General features: G+C 71.4%; 19 protein-coding genes. 8 read left to right on the top strand and 11 right to left on the bottom strand.

All coding sequences use genetic code 11. The features are described 5' to 3' along the window. Window positions 1–18 precede the first annotated feature (18 nt). Entirely contained in the window at window positions 19–2,706 is a 2,688-nt protein-coding gene (acnA, locus tag ACSQ14_RS01570) for an aconitate hydratase AcnA (RefSeq protein ID WP_436009041.1), read from the bottom strand. 199 nt (window positions 2,707–2,905) lie between these two features. Between acnA and ccmA the strand changes: the two genes are divergently transcribed. From ccmA to ACSQ14_RS01530, 8 genes are all read left to right on the top strand, one after another. Continuing rightward, on the top strand, window positions 2,906–3,505 hold the full coding sequence (gene ccmA, locus ACSQ14_RS01565) for a heme ABC exporter ATP-binding protein CcmA (RefSeq protein ID WP_436015325.1): 600 nt from the start codon (window positions 2,906–2,908) through the stop codon (window positions 3,503–3,505). A 181-nt stretch (window positions 3,506–3,686) separates the two neighbouring features. Beyond that, window positions 3,687–4,352 carry a heme exporter protein CcmB gene (gene ccmB / locus ACSQ14_RS01560; RefSeq protein WP_436009039.1) on the top strand — a complete coding sequence of 222 codons (666 nt, stop codon included), beginning with the start codon at window positions 3,687–3,689 and terminating at the stop codon, window positions 4,350–4,352. Between the two features lie 121 nt (window positions 4,353–4,473). Next, window positions 4,474–4,977, top strand: a complete 504-nt coding sequence (locus ACSQ14_RS01555; RefSeq protein WP_436009037.1) for a Spy/CpxP family protein refolding chaperone — start codon at window positions 4,474–4,476, stop codon at window positions 4,975–4,977. A gap of 52 nt (window positions 4,978–5,029) precedes the next feature. After that, window positions 5,030–5,752 (top strand): heme ABC transporter permease CcmC, encoded by a 723-nt coding sequence (gene ccmC / locus ACSQ14_RS01550; protein WP_436009035.1) that lies wholly within the window; start codon window positions 5,030–5,032, stop codon window positions 5,750–5,752. Window positions 5,753–5,757: 5 nt separating this feature from the next. Continuing rightward, on the top strand, window positions 5,758–5,904 hold the full coding sequence (gene ccmD, locus ACSQ14_RS01545; protein WP_436009033.1) for a heme exporter protein CcmD: 147 nt from the start codon (window positions 5,758–5,760) through the stop codon (window positions 5,902–5,904). Next, entirely contained in the window at window positions 5,901–6,416 is a 516-nt protein-coding gene (locus tag ACSQ14_RS01540; protein WP_436009031.1) for a DsbE family thiol:disulfide interchange protein, read from the top strand. The genes ccmD and ACSQ14_RS01540 overlap by 4 nt, the downstream gene beginning before the upstream one ends. 61 nt (window positions 6,417–6,477) lie before the next feature. Next, a complete protein-coding gene (locus ACSQ14_RS01535) occupies window positions 6,478–6,711 on the top strand; it encodes a hypothetical protein (protein ID WP_436009029.1) in 234 nt (77 codons plus the stop codon). Between the two features lie 116 nt (window positions 6,712–6,827). Then, window positions 6,828–7,037 (top strand): hypothetical protein, encoded by a 210-nt coding sequence (locus ACSQ14_RS01530; RefSeq protein ID WP_436009028.1) that lies wholly within the window; start codon window positions 6,828–6,830, stop codon window positions 7,035–7,037. Between the two features lie 9 nt (window positions 7,038–7,046). Here ACSQ14_RS01530 and ACSQ14_RS01525 read toward each other — a convergent pair whose 3' ends face one another. From ACSQ14_RS01525 to ACSQ14_RS01480, 10 genes are all read right to left on the bottom strand, one after another. Next, window positions 7,047–7,628 carry a MarR family winged helix-turn-helix transcriptional regulator gene (locus ACSQ14_RS01525; RefSeq protein WP_436009026.1) on the bottom strand — a complete coding sequence of 194 codons (582 nt, stop codon included), beginning with the start codon at window positions 7,626–7,628 and terminating at the stop codon, window positions 7,047–7,049. Window positions 7,629–7,725: 97 nt separating this feature from the next. Beyond that, window positions 7,726–8,307, bottom strand: a complete 582-nt coding sequence (locus ACSQ14_RS01520; RefSeq protein WP_436009024.1) for an inner membrane-spanning protein YciB — start codon at window positions 8,305–8,307, stop codon at window positions 7,726–7,728. Beyond that, window positions 8,304–9,248, bottom strand: coding sequence for a signal recognition particle-docking protein FtsY (ftsY, locus tag ACSQ14_RS01515; protein WP_436009022.1), 945 nt, complete (start codon window positions 9,246–9,248; stop codon window positions 8,304–8,306). Before ftsY ends, ACSQ14_RS01520 begins: the two co-directional genes overlap by 4 nt. 175 nt (window positions 9,249–9,423) lie before the next feature. Next, window positions 9,424–9,876, bottom strand: coding sequence for a GFA family protein (locus ACSQ14_RS01510; protein WP_436009020.1), 453 nt, complete (start codon window positions 9,874–9,876; stop codon window positions 9,424–9,426). Then, entirely contained in the window at window positions 9,873–11,123 is a 1,251-nt protein-coding gene (gene mtaB, locus ACSQ14_RS01505; protein WP_436015323.1) for a tRNA (N(6)-L-threonylcarbamoyladenosine(37)-C(2))-methylthiotransferase MtaB, read from the bottom strand. Before mtaB ends, ACSQ14_RS01510 begins: the two co-directional genes overlap by 4 nt. 77 nt (window positions 11,124–11,200) lie before the next feature. Further along, complete coding sequence (gene dapF, locus ACSQ14_RS01500) at window positions 11,201–12,034, bottom strand: diaminopimelate epimerase (RefSeq protein WP_436009018.1); 834 nt, start codon at window positions 12,032–12,034, stop codon at window positions 11,201–11,203. A gap of 58 nt (window positions 12,035–12,092) precedes the next feature. Further along, the gene (locus ACSQ14_RS01495) at window positions 12,093–13,880 is read right to left on the bottom strand and encodes an ATP-binding protein (RefSeq protein ID WP_436009015.1); all 1,788 of its coding nucleotides are present in this window, start codon (window positions 13,878–13,880) and stop codon (window positions 12,093–12,095) included. Between the two features lie 58 nt (window positions 13,881–13,938). After that, the gene (locus tag ACSQ14_RS01490; RefSeq protein ID WP_436015321.1) at window positions 13,939–14,835 is read right to left on the bottom strand and encodes a hydrogen peroxide-inducible genes activator; all 897 of its coding nucleotides are present in this window, start codon (window positions 14,833–14,835) and stop codon (window positions 13,939–13,941) included. Window positions 14,836–14,945: 110 nt separating this feature from the next. Next, complete coding sequence (locus ACSQ14_RS01485) at window positions 14,946–15,356, bottom strand: EVE domain-containing protein (RefSeq protein WP_436009013.1); 411 nt, start codon at window positions 15,354–15,356, stop codon at window positions 14,946–14,948. Between the two features lie 68 nt (window positions 15,357–15,424). Then, window positions 15,425–16,276, bottom strand: coding sequence for a glutamate racemase (locus tag ACSQ14_RS01480; protein WP_436009011.1), 852 nt, complete (start codon window positions 16,274–16,276; stop codon window positions 15,425–15,427). Window positions 16,277–16,333 lie beyond the last annotated feature (57 nt).

Below are 16,333 nucleotides of genomic sequence, written 5' to 3'. Positions count from 1 at the left end.
CGCCCCCTCCGCCTCAGATCAGCCCTGGCTCGCGAGGTTGCGCAGAACGTAGTTCAGGACCCCGCCGTTCTTGAAGTACTCAAGCTCGGTCGGGGTATCGATCCGGCAACGGACCGGGAAGCGGGCGATGCGGCCGTCGGTCGGACGGTACATCTCGACGATCAGCTGCTTGCGCGGCGCGAGATCGGTCAGGCCACGGATGGTGACGATCTCTTCGCCGTTCAGGCCCAGCTTGTGCCAGCCTTCCTGGGTGAACTGCAGCGGCAGCACGCCCATGCCGACTAGGTTCGAGCGGTGGATGCGCTCGAAGCTTTCGGCGACGACCGCGCGGACGCCCAGCAGCTTGGTGCCCTTGGCCGCCCAGTCACGCGACGAACCGGTGCCGTATTCCTTGCCCGCGAAGACCACCAGCGGACGGCCTTCGGCCTGGTAGCGCATGGCCGCGTCGTAGATCGACATGGTCTCACCGGACGGGAAGTGCTTGGTCACGCCGCCTTCGATCTCCGGCGTGATCTTGTTGCGGATGCGGATGTTGGCGAACGTGCCGCGCATCATCACTTCGTGGTTGCCGCGGCGCGCGCCGTAGGAGTTGAACTCCGAGGTCGGCACCTGATGCGCGCTCAGGTAGACGCCCGCCGGCGAGCTGGCCTTGATCGAACCGGCCGGCGAGATGTGGTCGGTGGTGATCGAGTCGCCGAACACGCCGAGGACGCGGGCCTCGACGATGTCCGTCACCGGCGCCGGCTCCATCTGCATGTCCTGGAAGTAGGGCGGGTTCTGCACGTAGGTGGAGCCCGTGTCCCAGGTGTAGGTCTGGCCACCGGCGACCTTGATGCCCTGCCAGTTCTTGTCGCCCTTGAAGACGTCGGCGTAACGGGTGGCGAACATCTTGTTCGTCACGTGCTTGCGCTGGAGGGTGGCGACCTCTTCGCTCGTCGGCCAGATGTCCTTCAGGTAGACCGGCGCGCCGTCCTTGCCGGTCCCGATCGGGTCGTTGGCGAGGTCGATCTGCATCGAGCCGGCCAGGGCGTAGGCGACCACCAGCGGCGGCGAGGCCAGGTAGTTGGCGCGCACGTCCGGATTCACGCGGCCTTCGAAGTTACGGTTGCCCGAAAGGACGCTGACCGCGACCAGGTCGTTCTTCTGCACCGCGTCGGAGATCGCTTCCGGCAGCGGGCCGGAGTTGCCGATGCAGGTGGTGCAGCCGTAGCCGACCAGGTTGAAGCCGAGCGCGTCCAGCGACTTCGTCAGGCCGGCGGCCTTCAGATAGTCGGTGACGACCTGCGACCCGGGGGCCAGCGACGGCTTCACCCACGGCTTCACGGTCAGGCCCTTCTCGACCGCCTTCTTGGCGACCAGGCCCGCGGCGATCAGCACGCTCGGGTTGGAGGTGTTGGTGCACGAGGTGATCGCGGCGATCACCACGTCGCCGTTGCCGACGTCGAACTTCGCGCCTTCGACCGGATAGCGTTGGGTCGCGGTGTCGGCCTTGCCGAAGTCGCCGGCCAGGGCGGCCTTGAACTCGGCCGCGGCGTTCGACAGCAGCACCCGGTCCTGCGGACGCTTCGGGCCGGCCAGCGACGGCTGCACCGAGCCGATGTCGAGCTCGAGGGTGTCGGTGAACACCGGTTCCGGATCGGTCGGCTCGCGCCACAGACCCTGTTCCTTGGCGTAGGCCTCGACCAGGGCGACGCGGTCGGCGTCACGGCCGGTGGCGCTCAGGAAGTCGATGGTCGCGCGGGTGACCGGGAAGAAGCCGCAGGTGGCGCCGTATTCCGGAGCCATGTTGGCGATGGTCGCCTGGTCTTCCAGGGTGAGGTTGGCGAGGCCTTCGCCGTAGAACTCGACGAACTTGCCGACCACGCCCTTCTTGCGCAGCATCTGGGTGACGGTGAGCACCAGGTCGGTCGCGGTCGCGCCTTCCGGCAGCTTGCCGTCGAGGCGGAAGCCGATGACTTCCGGGATCAGCATCGGGATCGGCTGGCCGAGCATGGCTGCTTCGGCTTCGATGCCGCCGACGCCCCAGCCCAGCACCGCCAGGCCGTTGATCATGGTGGTGTGGCTGTCGGTGCCGACCACGGTGTCCGGGTAGGCGACGGTCTGGCCTTCGTCGTCATTGGTCCAGACGGTCTGCGCCAGGTACTCGAGGTTGACCTGGTGGCAGATGCCGGTGCCCGGGGGCACGACGCGGAAGTTGTTGAAGGCCGAGGAGCCCCAGCGCAGGAAGCGGTAGCGCTCGATGTTGCGCTCGTACTCGCGCTCGACGTTCTCGCCGAAGGCCTTGGAGGTGCCGAAGTTGTCGACCATCACCGAGTGGTCGATGACCAGGTCGACGGGGTTCAGCGGGTTGATCTTTTCCGGGTTGGCGTTCAGCGCCACCATGGCGTCGCGCATCGCGGCCAGGTCGACGACCGCCGGCACGCCGGTGAAGTCCTGCATCAGCACCCGCGCCGGGCGGAAGCTGATCTCGTGCTCGACCGCGCCCTTGTTCTCGACCCAGGCGGCGATCGCCTTCAGGTCTTCCGGGTTGACGGTGTCGCCATCTTCGTTGCGCAGCAGGTTCTCCAGCAGAACCTTCATAGAGATCGGCAGGCGGGAGATGCCCGAAAGTCCGGCTTCCTCCGCCGCGCGAAGGCTGTAGTAAGCGTAAGTCTTATCGCCCACCGCGAGTTCGCGGCGGGTTTTCAGGCTGTCGTTAGACGCCATAACGAGGGATCCTCTCTCTGTTCCCAGCCGCCCAAAGACACCCTCGGGGATCGCGCGCTTCAGAAGGCGGACACACAGGTTCCGCCCCCGCGCGGCGTACGTCCCCCAGGGCGACGACGGCCGGGCGCTTCATAGACCCCGGATCTCCCCCCGTCCATGCACGCGCGTTCCTTAGCTGCGCCAGGGACCGGATATGGCGGTGATCGGGCAGCTGCGCCTGGCGGACGTCGCCATCCGCCGCGGCGGCCGGCAGCTGTTCGAAGGCGTCTCGCTGGGGCTCGCGCCGGGCGAGGCCTGCGCGCTGACCGGACCGAACGGCGTCGGCAAGACCAGCCTGTTGCGGGCGGTCGCCGGCCTGGTGCGGCTGGAGGCCGGCGAGATCGCCTTCGGCGACGCCGACCCGGCCGAGGCGCGCGCCGCAGGCCTGCATTTTCAGGGCTACCAGGACGGGCTGAAGCCGGCGCGCACGGCGCGCGAGGAGCTGGCCTTCTGGGCCCGCTGGGACGGCGCGCCCGAGGGCGGCGCCGCCAAGGCCGCCCAGGCGCTGGAGCTGGAGACCCTGCTCGACCTGGAGATCCGCCGGCTGTCGGCCGGCCAGCGGCGCCGGTTGGCGCTCGCCCGGCTGCTCGCCGCCCCGCGGCCGCTGTGGCTGCTCGACGAGCCGCTCAGCCCGCTCGACGCCGGCTGGCGCGCCTGCTTCGGCGAGCTGATGGCCGCCCACCTCGACGGCGGCGGCCTGATCCTGGCCGCGGTCCACGACCCGCTGCCGGTTCCGGCCAAGACGCTGGAGCTGGCATGACCATGGCCGCCGTCCTGCTCCGCCGCGGAAGCGGCGGCCCCCTCCACCGCTTCGCGGTCCCCCTCCCCCAACGGGGGAGGAGAGGCGCCGCTGCAGCTTCGTTCTCCTCCCCCGTTGGGGGAGGGGGACCCCGAAGGGGTGGAGGGGGCTCGCAGCCGACGCGGCGCCTGAAGGCGCGCCCATGAGCCGCTTCACCGCCCTGCTCGCCCGCGAGACGACGCTGGCCTGGGGCCGCGGCGGCGGGCCGCTGGTCAGCGTCGGCTTCTACGCCGGGGTCGCCACCCTGATGCCGCTGGCGATCGGCCCGGAGGCGCAGCGGCTGGCCGCTGTCGCCGCCGGCGTCGCCTGGGTGGCGCTGGCGCTGGCCTCGCTGCTGTCGCTCGAGCGGCTGTTCGAGCGGGACTACGAGGACGGGGCGCTCGACCTGCTGGTGCTGTCGCCGGTGCCGCTGGAGCTGACCTGCGCCGCCAAATGCCTCGGCCAGTGGCTGGCGGCGGGCGCGCCGCTGGCGCTGGCCGCGCCGGTGGCGGCGCTGGGGCTGGGCGCGCGGGTCGAGCTGGCGCCGCTGATCTTCGCCTGTGCGCTGGCCGGCGGCCTGGCGTTCGCCTTCGTCGGCGGGATCGGCGCGGCGCTCAGCCTGGGCGCGCGGCGCGGCGGCCTGCTGACCGCGGTGATCGTCCTGCCGCTGTTCGTGCCGCCGGTTATCTTCGGCGGCGGCGCGCTCGACGCCCTGGCCGGCGGCCTGCCGTGGCAGGCCGGCTTCGCGCTGCTTTGCGCCTACGCCGCGGCCGCGGTCGCGCTCGGTCCGCTGGCGATGGCGGCGGCCTGCCGGAACGCCCTGTCCTAGCCCCGACCCCAGTGGTTTGGCCTGGGACAAGCCGGGCCGTGACGAAATTGGGGCGGTTGGCGACGGAAGGTCGCCGGCCTCGCGTGAAAGCTCGCGAGGGACAGCGCACGAGGACCTTTCGATGAAACTCTCCACCCTGGCGCTCGCAGGCGCGATCGCGCTGACGGCGACCGCCGCGAGCCTCGCCCAACCAGCGCCGACGCCCGGCCCGGCGCCCGCCGACGGCCGGGGATGGCAGCGCCCCGACCCGGCGCAGATGGCTCAGCAGCGCAGCGAGCGGCTGCGCGCGGTGCTGCAGCTGCGTCCCGACCAAGAGCCGGCGCTGCGCAGCTTCGTCGACGCCATGCGGCCGGATCCGGCGCAGATGGAGCGTCGCCGCGCCGAGCGGACCTCGGCCGACACCCTGACCACGCCGCAGCGGCTCGACCGCATGCAGGCGCGGATGGCCGAGCGGCAGGCTCAGTTCGCCCGCCGGGCGGAGGCGACCAAGCGCTTCTACGCCCAGCTGTCCCCGGCCCAGCAGCGCGCCTTCGACGCCCTGCATGAGGAGCGCGGCGGCCACGGCGGCGGCCATGGGCGTGGCGGTCACGGGCATGGCGACGGTCCGGGCAAGCGCTTCGGCTAGCTTGACGGCGGGCGCCCTTGCCGCCTCCGCTGCGGGGAGCTAAGCCCGCAGCATGATCCCGGCGCCCGCCTTCCTCGCCAACCCCGAGCGGTTCATGGCGTTTTCGCGCTGGGCCGCGCCGTTGCTGGGCGCGCTCGCCGTCGCCCTGGCGCTGGCCGGCCTGTGGTTCGGCCTGACCGCGCCGGAGGACTACCAGCAGGGCGCCACCGTCAAGATCATGTTCATCCATGTGCCGGCGGCGATCATGGCGATGTTCGTCTACGTCTGCCTCGGCGTCGCCAGCCTGCTGGCGCTTGTGTTCCGCCATGCACTGGCCGACGCCGCCGCCCAGGCCTGCGCGCCGATCGGCGCGGCGCTGACCTTCCTGGCGCTGGTCACCGGCTCGCTGTGGGGCCGGCCGATGTGGGGCGCCTGGTGGGTGTGGGACGCCCGGCTCACCTCGGTGCTGGTGCTGTTCCTGTTCTACATCGCCTATCTGGCGCTGCGGGCCTCGATCGACGACGAGACCAAGGGCGCGCGGGCCGCCGCGATCCTGGCGCTGGTCGGCCTGGTCAACCTGCCGATCGTCCACTTCAGCGTCTACTGGTGGAACACCCTGCACCAGGGTTCGACGATGATGACCAAGGGCGCGCTGGCGCCGGTCTACGCCGCTCCGCTGTGGCTGATGAACCTGGCCTATCTGACCGGCTTCGGCGCGCTGTGGCTGGTGCGGATCCGCGGCGAGGTCTGGCGCCGCCGGGCCGAGGTCGCGGCCGTCCGCGCGGCGAGAGCCTGACCCCGATGCCCGACCTCGATTTCGGCAAGTACGCCGCCTACATCTGGCCGGCCTATCTGATCACCGCGGCGGTCTTCGCCGGCCTGATCGTCAGCGCGCTGGGCTACGCCCGGCGCTGGCGCCGTCGCGCCGAGGAGCTGCAACGCAAGTGACCCGCTGGCTGACCCTGCTGCCGCTGGTGGTGCTGATCGGCCTGGGTGCGCTGTTCGCCTTCTATGGCCTCAAGCACGACCCGCAGGTGCAGCCGAAGGCCCTGGTCGGCCGGCCGATGCCGGACCTCGCCCTGCCGGCGCTGGAGGATGGCAAGCCGGTGCAGCTGCGCGAGCTGACCGCGAAGGGCCCGGTGATGGTCAACTTCTACGCCTCCTGGTGCGCGCCCTGCGAGGTCGAGGCCCCGCAGCTCAACGCGCTCGCCGCCCAGGGCGTCCGCATCGTCGGCGTCTCCTACAAGGACGCGCCGTCGAAGACCCAGGTCTTCCTCGCCCGGGTCGGCGACCCCTACGTGCAGCGGCTGGTCGACCACGACGGCCGCGCGGGGATCGAGTTCGGCGTCACCGGCGTGCCGGAGACCTTCCTGGTCGGCCGCGACGGGGTGATCCTCGACAAGCACACCGGCCCGATCACCCAACTCGACGTCGACAAGCTGGCGGCGCGGCTGCGTTAACCTTTCGCTAACCATAGCGGCTCAGACGGTAAGCCTAGGTTAACCATGATCGGGGCCGCCGGTGACCGCCATCCGCCCGAACCTTCCGTCGCTCGGCCACCCGGCCGCCACGCCGCAGCCGGCCGGCGCCCGGTCGGCCGCCCGCGCCTTCTTCGACCTCGCTGCCGGCAATCCGCCGGCTGCCAGCTCCGCCGCGGCGAGCGCCGCCGCCCCTGTACAAAAGCGGGTTCAGGCCCCTGTCGAGCCGCCCGCGCGCCCGCTGCGTCCGGGCTCGCTGCTCGACATCCGGGTCTAATCTGCGGCCAAAGCGTAGCTAATGCGCGGCTAACGCGTTCAAATTTAACTTTCTTTAACGCGGAACGCTGTTCCATGGGCGGGAGTTAGCCTGCCCGTGATCCATAGGTGGTTCCCATGAGCAGCCGCACTGCGCGGATCGAAGCGGAAGCCGCGGCCTTGTGGCGTGAGCTTTGCGACGAAGCGCCCCCGGCCGAGGCTGAGGGCGGCGAGATGCTCGAACTCATGCTGCGCCGACTGCCGCCGGTCTCGTACGATCGGCTGAACTCGCCGTTCTTGAGCCGCTCCGCGGTGAGCTGGCCGAAGCGGGCTGGCCGCGCCGGCTGAGACCGGGCCTCAGGCCGCTTCCTTCTTCGCCTTCTTCTTCTTCTTCTTCAGCAGCGCCTCGACCGAGACCACCTCGGCACCCTCCGACTTGGCCCCGGCGACCGGCTTGGTTTCCGCCTTGCCGCGCTTGCGCGCCTGCGCCTCGGCCCCGGCGATCAGGTCCTGCAGCAGGCCGACGAACGCCTGGCGCCGGCCGCCGCCGGAGATCAGCTTCAGCAGCCGGGCGTCGGCCGCGGCCATCTTCGGCCGCGCCGCCTCCAGCGTCGCCCGTCCGGCGTCGGTCAGGCTGACCGCATTGGCGCGGGCGTCGAACGGCGAGCGGCGGCGCTCCAGCAGCCCCTTGGCGATCAGCCGGGCGGCCATCTCGGCCATGGTCGAGCGGTCGATGCCGGTGAGCCGGACCAGGTCCGTCTGGGTCGCGCCGTCATGCTCGGCGACGGCGGCCAGCACCGCGAACTGGCGCTGGGTGATCGCGCCCGCCCCCATTTCCTCGGCGTAGACGTCGAGCGCGAGTTGCACCGCGCGATGCAGCAGGTGGCTGGGCGAGCGCTCGAGCGCGGATGCGTCCTTCGCCGACTTGCTCTTTGCCATGCGTCGCCGTCCTCTGCTGACGCCCGCCAAGGTAGTGGTTCAATGCGTCTGTTTGACGACAGATGATCTCCGCGCCGCAACGTAAGCGGCGCGGCGCCTATTCCACAGGCGGCGGCGGCAGCTCGGCGCCCTTGACGTACTTCATCAGGAACGGCGCCTGGGTCAGGCTGAACACCAGGGTGACCAGCATCAGGCCCGGGAAGCGGAACAGCACCCAGGTCGCCTCGGTCTGGGTGCGCCAGACGAATTCGTTCAGCCCGGCCAGGGCGGCGAAGAAGACGCCGTAGCGCAGGGTCAGCTTGCGCCAGGCCGCCTCCGGCATCTCGAAGGCGTCGCCCAACAGCAGCTTCAGCGGGTGCTTGCGCAGCACCAAGCCGCCGAACATCAGCCCGGCGAACGCCAGGTTCATCACCGTCGGCTTCATCTTCAGGAAGCGGGCGTCGTGGAAGATCAGCGTCAGCCCGCCGAACAGCAGCGCCGCGCCGCCGGCCAGCGCCGGGAACGGCGCGATCCGCCGCTCGACGGCGAAGCCGACGATCAGCGCGACGGCCGAGCCGGCGACCAGCGCCCAGGTCGCCTGCTGCAGGTCGCGGCCGGTGGCGAAATAGCCGATCAGGAAGGCGACCAGCGCGAAGTAGTCGACGAAATAGGTGATCCAGCTGCGACTTTGCGCGGTCATTGCGCCGGCTCCTCGAGCCCGACCAGCGAGCGGGCGAATGCGTGGGCGTCGAACGGCTGCAGGTCGTCGATCCCCTCGCCCACCCCGATCAGTTTGATCGGCGAGTCCGAGGCCTGGGCGACCGGCACCAGCACCCCGCCGCGCGCGGTGCCGTCCAGCTTGGTCATGACGATGCCAGAGACGCCGATCTGGTTGCCGAAGATGTTCTCCTGGGCCAGCGCGTTGCGGCCGACCGTGGCGTCGAGCACCAGCAGGGTCTCGTGCGGCGCGTCCGGATCGAGCTTCTTCACCACACGGATGATCTTCAAGAGCTCGTCCATCAGCCCTTGCTTGTTCTGCAGCCGGCCGGCGGTGTCGACCAGCACCACGTCGTAGCCCTCGGCCTGGCCGCGGGCGACCGCGTCATACGCCAGGCCCGCCGCGTCCGAGCCGGTCGGGCGCGACATGAAGTCGGCGCCGGCGCGGTCGGCCCAGACCTTCAGCTGCTCGACGGCGGCGGCGCGGAAGGTATCGCCGGCGGCGATCAGCACCTTGGCCCCGCGGCCGGTCAGGTCGGCGGCGATCTTGCCGAGCGTGGTGGTCTTGCCCGAGCCGTTCACGCCGATGAACAGCACGATGTAGGGCTTGGTCCCGCCAAGCGGCTCGAAGTCGCCCTGGCGCAGCGCCAGCTCGTCGCCGATCGCCTGGGCCAGCGACTCCTTGATCTCCTGCTCGTCGACGCTCTTGCCGAACTTCTCGGCGGCGAAGCGTTCGGTGATCCGCGCGGCGGAGTGCGGGCCGAGGTCGGCCTCGATCAGCATCTCCTCCAGCTCGTCCAGCTTGGCCTGGTCGAGCGGGATCTTCTGGGTGAAGACGCTGGTGATCTGCTCGCCCATCTGCTTGGACGAGCGCGACAGCCCTTGCGTGAGCCGCTGAAACCAGCCGCGTTTGGGTTCGGTCATGGGGGCGTTCTAGCGCTTCCTCATCAACTGTCATCCCGGAAGCCGCGAAGCGGCTGTCCGGGACCCATGAACACCCGATCCCGCAAGCGCGTCGCGATCATCGAGCCGCGCCGGCCAGCGCCGTGTTCATGGGTCCCGGTCTTCGCTGCGCGAAACCGGGATGACAGATGGGCGGTCACGGCCACTGCGCCGTGTCGTGGTCGGGGTGCTGGAAGGAGACGACGCCGGCGTCGTGCGCCGCGCTCGCAGCGCTGTCGCCCGCCGGCAGGTTGGCGACGCCGGCGGCCCAGGCCGGCTGCGCCGCGGCGCGCAGCTGGACTTGCGGCGCAACCGCATCGGGCGTGTCGAAGGCGCAGATCGCCAGGTCGATCTTGGCCGCGTCCCACTCGAAGGTCAGCGGCGTGCCGCAGGCGTTGCAGAAGCCGCGCGACACCTTGTTGGAGCTCTGGAAGCGGCTGCGCGCGCCGCGGGTCCAGACCAGTTGCTCGGCGCGCACCGTGACCAGGGCGGCGTAAGGGGCGGCGAAGGCCTTCTGGCACATCCGGCAGCTGCAGAGGCTGGCGCGGCCGAGCTCGCCCTCGACGCGGAAGCGTACGGCGCCGCACTGACAGCCGCCGGTGAGGCTCACTCCGCCGCCTCGCGCAGCGCCAGACGGGCCAGCGCCCGCTTGCCGTCGTGGCCGGTCACCTCCAGCGCGACCAGCGCGCCGGGTTGGGCCTCGCCGTCGAAGGCGATCTCGGTGAAGTCCTCGGCGCGGGCAACGCCGGCGCGCTCGACCAGCGCCGTCAGGGAGCGGCCGACCTGGCGCGCGAGGTGCCGCTCCAGCGCCGCCTCGCCGGCGGCGCGCAGCCGCGCGGCGCGGTCCTTGACCACCGCGCGCGGCAGCTGCGGCATGCGCGCGGCTGGGGTGCCTGGGCGGGGGCTGAACGGAAAGACGTGCAGGAAGGCAAGTTCCGCCTGTTCGACCAGCGCCAGGGTGTTGGCGAACATCGCCTCGTCCTCGGTCGGGAAGCCGGCGATCAGGTCGGCGCCGAAGGCGGTGTCCGGCCGCACGGCGCGCACCTCGGCGGCAAGTTTCAGCGCGTCGGCGCGGCTGTGCCGGCGCTTCATCCGCTTCAGGATCATGTCGTCGCCGGCCTGCAGCGACAGGTGCAGATAGGGCATCAGCCGCGGCTCTTCGCCCAGGCAGCGCAGCAGGTCGGGATCGATCTCGGCGGCGTCGATCGACGAGAGCCTCAGCCGGGGCAGCTCGGGGACCAGCTTGAGGATTCGCGCGACCAGCTGGCCGAGCGTCGGCTGGCCCGGCAGGTCGGCGCCCCAGCTGGTGATGTCGACGCCGGTCAGCACCACCTCGCGATAGCCCTGGGCGGTCAGCCGACGGACCTGCTCGACCACCTCGCCGGCGGCCGCCGAGCGCGAGTTCCCGCGGCCGTAGGGGATGATGCAGAAGGTGCAGCGGTGGTCGCAGCCGTTCTGCACCTCGACATAGGCCCGCGCCCGGTCCTTCAGCCCGTCGATCAGATGACCGGCGGTCTCGCGCACGCTCATGATGTCGTTGACCCGCACGCGGCCGGCCTCCGGCGTCGCGGCGTAGGCGCCGGCCTGGCTCTTCTCGGCGTTGCCCAGCACCAGGTCGACCTCGGCCATGCCGGCGAAGGCGGCGGGGTCGATCTGCGCGGCGCAGCCGGTGACGATCAACCGGGCGTCCGGCCGCTCGCGCCGGGCCTTGCGGATCGCCTGGCGGGCCTGGCGGACGGCCTCGTTGGTCACCGCACAGGTGTTGAACACCACCGCGTCGGCAAGCCCGTCCTCGGCCGCGCGCTTGCGGATGACCTCGCTCTCGTAGGCGTTCAGCCGACAGCCGAAGGTGACGATGCGGACGCCGTCCGCCTCGTCTTCCCGGACCGGCGCGTCGGCGACGGATCCGGTTTCCGGCCCATGGCTGTGCTCGGTCACTTGAGCTCGCCCGCGAAGTCGACGGCCGCCGGGCCGGTCATGATCACGTGGCCGTCGTCGCGCAACTCGATGAGAAGCTCGCCGCCGTCCAGCTCGAGGGTCGCGGCCCGGTCGACGAGGTCGCGGCGCGCCGCGGCGACGAAGGCCGCGCAGGCGCCGGTGCCGCAGGCCTTGGTCAGGCCCGCGCCGCGCTCCCAGACGCGCAGGCGGATGCGGTCGCGGTCGATCACCTGGGCGAAGCCGACATTGACCTGCTCGGGAAACAGCGGATGCCGCTCGACCACCGGGCCGGCCTCGGTGACCGGGGCGGTCGCGATGTCGGGGACGAAGAAGACCACGTGCGGATTGCCCATCGACACGCAGCCGGGGGCCGCGTCGAGCGCCGGATGGTCGAACAGCTTCACGTCCAGCGCGCGGGTGTCATGCTCTGCGGCCAGCGGGATCTGCGCCCAGTCGAGGCGCGGCTCGCCCATGTCGACGCTGACCAGCCGCTCGCCGGCGCGGCTGGCGTAGAGCCGGCCGGCCTTGGTCTCCAGCACGACCGCGTCCTTGCCGCTGGACTGCATCAGCAGCCAGCCGACGCAGCGCGTGGCGTTGCCGCAGGCTGAGACCTCCTCGCCGTCGGCGTTCCAGAAGCGCACCCGCGCGTCCACGCCGTCGGCCTCGGCGTCCGGCGGCTGGATCGCGACCAGCTGGTCGCAGCCGACGCCGGTCGTCCGGTCGGCGATGGCGCGCACCTCCGCCGCCGTCGGATCGAAGGGCGCGGTGCGGGCCTCGACGACGACAAAGTCGTTGCCGAGCCCGTTCATCTTGAGGAACGGACGGCTCATGGTCGCGGACATATAGGCGAGAACCGCGCCGAAGGCACGCCGCGCGGGGGTCGCGGCCTCAGGCGGCGGAGCGGGCGGCGGCGAAGTCCCGCTCGGCGGCCGCGGCGCCGAGCGTGGCGTTGATCACCGCCACCAGCTGCGGCAGCTGAATCGGCTTGGGGGCCAGGCCGTCCATGCCGACCCCCAGGTAGTCGGCGGCCTGCGGCGCGGTGGCGTCGGCGGTCACGGCGATGATCGGAGTCCGCGGCCGTCCCGTCGCTGCCTCCTCGGTGCGGATCGCGCGGGTGGCCGCGACCCCGTCCACCCCCGGCATGCGGATGTCCATCAGCACCAGGTCCCAGGGCGCTTCGCGCCAGGCGGCGATTACCTCGGCGCCGTCGCCGACGATGTGCACCGCGACGCCGAGCTGCTCCAGCAGCGTCTTCAGCACCAGGCGGTTGGTCGGATTGTCCTCCGCCGCCAGCACCCGCAGCCGCTCGCCGGCCCGCCACAGCTCGGCCGCGAGCGGAACCGTCAGCGCCGCCGGCTCGACGACGTCTTCAGCTTCCGGCAGGGCGAGACGCGCGGTGAAGACCGAGCCCTCGCCGAGCTTCGAGCGCACCGTCACGTCCCCGCCCATCAGTTGCGCGAGGCCGCGGGCGATCCCCAGGCCGAGCCCGGAGCCGTCCTGCCGCCGACCGGCCGAGGCGTCGCTGGCGTCGAACGGTTCGAACAGCCCGTCGATCCGTTCGGCGCTCATTCCGGGACCGCTGTCGGCGACCTCGAAGGTCAGCCCGCCGGCGTCGCCGCGGATCGTCACCGTCACCGCCCCGGCGGGGGTGAACTTGATCGCGTTGCCGACCAGGTTGTGCAGCACCTGGCGCACGCGCGTGGCGTCGCCGAGCCGCGCGGTCGTCGCGGCGGAAGCGTAGTCCACCCCGAACGCCAGGCCCTTGGCTTCGGCCAGCGGCCCGAAGACGGTGCAGGTCTGGCCCCCCAGCGCGGCGACGTCGATCGGCTGGCGATCGAGCTTCAGCCGGGCGGTGTCGATCTGGGCGATGTCCAGCACGTCGTTGAGCAGCAGCAGCAGGCTCTCGCCCGAGCGGCGGAGCACGCCGAGCCGCTCGCGTTGGTCGGGGCTCAGGTCCTCGGCGGCCATCGCCTGGGCCATGCCCAGCACCCCGTTCAGCGGCGTGCGCAGCTCGTGGCTCATCACCGCCAGGAAGTCGCTTTTGGCGGCGCTGGCGATTTCGGCCCGTCGCCGCTCGCCGCGGGCCGCGCGCAGGGCGCGCTCGAGCTTGCGCGCGCTGCCGATGCTGCGCCGGCCGGCCGCCGCCAGGTGCGCGACGAACAAGGTGGCGGCGAAGGCGGTCATGCCCATCACGCCGCGCTCGGCTTCGGGAGCGGTGGCGATCGAGATCAGCGGCAGGAGCTGCAGCATGACCATGAACGGCGCGGCGCCGACCCACAGCAGCCGGGCGTTGGCGCCCGCCTGCAGGGCGACGTGCAGCGCGCCGCCGGCCATGATGATCACCGCGAACAGCCGCCCGCCCCAGCCGCAGAGGAACCAGAACAGGGCGCCTGCGCAGGCGAAGATGGTGGCGCTGAGCGCAACGCAGGCGAGTATCGCCAGTCGGCGCCGCGGCGAAGGGATGAAGCTCCGGTCGCGCAGCACCGGCCGGGCGACGACGTAGGTGGTGACCTGCGCCGCAGCCGAGGCGACGAGCCAGATCAACGGCCAGGCTGCGCCCTTCTCGGCGATCACCCCGGCGAGCGCGATGAACACCGCGAACACCAGCCGCATACGAATGTCGCCGGCGCGTATCGCCGCGACCTCATGCCAGCCGCCGGATGAGCTGCTCCCCATATTGGGTAGGCTGCAACCCCAGGAGTTAATTAAGGCTGATGACGTCCGGAGCCCGACGTCAGGCGGCGCGCAGGGTTTCCGCCAGCAACTTGCCTTCAACGCCGCGGTTGGAGCCGGCGCGCCAGGCGACGACGATCTCCCGGCTCGGGTGCTCGGCATCGATCGGACGCACCGTAATCGGCGCGGCCCGCGCCAGGCCGGCGTCCACCGCCATCGCCGGCAGGAAAGTCACGCCCAGGCCGGAGCCGACCATTTGCACCAGGGTCGGCAGCGAGGTGGCCGCGAAGCTCTCTTCCTCGGCGGCCTTCGGCGGCTTCAGGCCGCAGGCGGCGAGCGCGTGCTCGCGCAGGCAATGGCCGTCCTCCAGCAGGATCAGGCCCTCGCGCTCCATCGCCTCCGGCGAGGCCGACTCCTGGCGCGCGAGCGGGTGCGAGGACGGCACCGCGGCCATCAACTCGTCCTCGCCGACGTGCGCCCAGTTGAGCCCGGCCATGTCGTAGGGCAGCGCGATCAACGCCGCGTCCAGCTGGCCGGCCTTCAGCGAGGCGATCAGCCGCTGGGTCAGGTCCTCGCGCAGGAACAGGCGCAGCTTGGGAAACTGGTCGCGCAGCAGCGGCAGGGCGCGCGGCAGCAGGAACGGGGCGATGGTCGGAATGACGCCCAGACGGAACCGCCCGGTCAGCGGCTGGCCGGCGTTCTTCGCCGCCTCGACCAGTTCCTCCGCCTCGTTGAGGATGACGGTGGCCCGGCGCAGCGCCTCCTCGCCGACCGAGGTCAGGATCACGCCGGAGCGCGCCCGGTCGACCACCGGAGCGCCGAGCGTCCGCTCCAGTTCCTGGATGCCGGCCGACAGGGTCGGCTGGGTGACGTGCGCCGCCTCGGCCGCGCGGCCGAAGCTGCCCTGCTCGGCGAGCAGCTTGAGGTACTGGAGCTGGCGCAGTGTTGGAAGCATCAGCCAATATAGGATCGATCTATCGATCCGCCAAAAACAATCGAGCGCTTTTTCGCGCCCGATTAAGGTGTCCGGAGGGCTGTCAACAATCTGTGATAAAATCCCTGCGCGGCTTACGCCTCGCCGGCCAGCCCCAGGATCGTCGCCCATTCCTCCGCACGCACCGGCGCGACCGACAGCCGCGACTGGCGCACCATCGCCATCTCGGCGAGCTTCGGCTCGGTCTTCATCTCGGCCAGGGTGACCGGGCGCTTCAGCGGCCGCACGGGCGCCAGCTCGACGGCGACGAAGCGGCCGGAGGGATCGGACGCGTCGAGAAACGCCTCCTTCGCCACCTTGGCCACGCCGACCACCGCGAGGCCCTCCTGCGAGTGGTAGAAGAACACCTCGTCGCCGACCTTCATGGCCTTGAGATGCAGGGCCGCGGCGTTGTTGCGCACGCCATCCCAGACGGTGCGGCCGTCGCGCTCCAGATCGGCGTAGGCGTACGTCCCCGGTTCGGACTTCACCAACCAGTAGGCCATCGGCTTCTCCTGCCCTCGACGGCCGGATAGCACCGCCTTCCGGCCCGCCGTTCAAGCGCGGGATGAGGTCAGGCCGCCTCGAAGGTCAGGGGCGCGCCCCAGAAGGTCTCGACCAGGCTGTGCTGAGCGCCCGGCTTGCCGGTGGTCAGGAAGCGGCGCGACCCGCCGGCGCCCGGCTCGATCTCCGGATGCCGCTCGAGGTAGCCGGCCAGCGCCGCGGCGGTGGAGTCCGGCTGGTGGATCAGCGGCGTGCCCGGCGGCAGGGCGGCGCGGAACATGTCGGCGACGATCTCGTAGTGGGTGCAGCCGAGGATCGCCCGGTCCGGCGCGCGGCCGATCCGCGTCGCCAACGCCTTGGCGTGGGCCTCGACGCACTGGGCCAGCTCGACCGCGCCGGCGCCGCTCTCGATCAGCCGCGCCAGCTCCGGGCAGGGCTCGGAGAAGACGGCGACGTCCTGCCGGCGCTTGTCGATCTCGATCTCATAGACCCGGCTACTGCAAGTCGCCGGGGTGCAGAAGACGCCGAGGACGTCGAGCTTCTCGACCTTGTCGCCGCGACGCTCGGCCTCGTGCTCCCAAGGCAGGCCGGTCGCCGCCTCGATGGTCGGCACGATGATCCCCAGCACGTTGACCGGCCGGCCGAGCTCGCGCCGGTAGCCGGGCAGCCAGGTCTGCTGCAGCCGGCGAAGCGCCACCGCCGCAGCGGTGTTGCAGGCCAGCACCACGAGATTGCAGCCCAGGTCGAACAGCCGCTCGCAGCCGGCCCGAGTGAGATCCACGATCTCCTCCCCGGGCCGCCCGCCGTAGGGGGCGTTCGCCTGGTCGGCGAGGTAGACGAAATCGGCGGTCGGGAACCGCTCGACCAGACGGTGATGGACGGTCAGCCCGCCCACGCCGGAATCGAAGACGCCAATGGCCATGCCCTGGTGTTAGCTGCGCCGCGCGGCCACGCCTAGGCGCCGCGGCGGCGCAGCCCT

This window comes from Phenylobacterium sp. LjRoot219, assembly GCF_964252995.1.
Taxonomy (GTDB): Bacteria; Pseudomonadota; Alphaproteobacteria; order Caulobacterales; family Caulobacteraceae; genus Phenylobacterium.
Note: the sequence above shows the minus strand (reverse complement) of the source record. Positions and strands in the feature narration are given on the sequence as shown.